Source organism: Aeromonas bestiarum, from assembly GCF_000819745.1.
In the GTDB taxonomy this organism is placed as follows: Bacteria; Pseudomonadota; Gammaproteobacteria; order Enterobacterales; family Aeromonadaceae; genus Aeromonas; species Aeromonas bestiarum.
Genome location: NZ_CDDA01000024.1, coordinates 1 through 995, shown reverse-complemented (window position 1 = coordinate 995; position 995 = coordinate 1). Strand labels below are relative to the sequence as shown.

The 995-nt window shown below is 56.7% G+C and carries 1 protein-coding gene; it reads right to left on the bottom strand.

The features are described 5' to 3' along the window. A partial coding sequence (gene tuf, locus BN1118_RS12655; protein WP_052449197.1) for an elongation factor Tu occupies positions 1-995 on the bottom strand: 995 nt, incomplete at both ends.

Here is a 995-nt window from a genome sequence, read left to right as displayed (position 1 = left end):
ACGCCTTCCGGCAGTTCGATGGTACCGGTCACGTCGGTAGTACGGAAGTAGAACTGCGGACGGTAGCCCTTGAAGAACGGGGTATGACGACCACCTTCTTCTTTGGACAGCACGTACACTTCAGATTCAAACTTGGTGTGCGGCTTGATGGAGCCCGGCTTGGCCAGTACTTGACCACGCTCTACGTCTTCACGCTTAACACCACGCAGCAGCGCGCCGATGTTCTCGCCTGCACGACCTTCGTCCAGCAGCTTACGGAACATTTCAACACCGGTACAGGTGGTAGAAACGGTGTCTTTGATACCGACGATTTCTACAGTCTCACCGACTTTGACGATACCGCGCTCTACACGACCGGTAACTACGGTACCACGGCCAGCGATGGAGAATACGTCTTCGATAGGCATCAGGAACGGCAGGTCAATTGCGCGCTCCGGCTCCGGGATGTAGGTATCCAGGTGGTTAGCCAGCTCGATGATCTTCTCTTCCCATGCTGCGTCGCCTTCCAGCGCTTTCAGCGCGGAACCACGGACTACCGGCAGGTCATCACCCGGGAAGTCATATTCGGTCAGCAGTTCACGAACTTCCATCTCGACCAGTTCGAGCAGCTCTTCGTCATCTACCATGTCGCACTTGTTCATGAACACGATCATGTAAGGGATACCAACCTGGCGACCCAGCAGGATGTGCTCACGAGTTTGCGGCATCGGGCCGTCGGTCGCAGCTACTACCAGGATCGCGCCGTCCATCTGGGCAGCACCGGTGATCATGTTTTTAACGTAGTCGGCGTGACCTGGGCAATCTACGTGCGCGTAGTGACGGATGGCGGTGTCGTATTCTACGTGGGAGGTGTTGATGGTGATACCACGCTCACGCTCTTCCGGCGCCTTGTCGATCTGGTCGAAGGCGAAAGCTTTACCACCGAAGTGCTTGGCCAGCACGTTGGTGATGGCGGCGGTCAGGGTGGTTTTACCGTGGTCAACGTGGCCGATGGT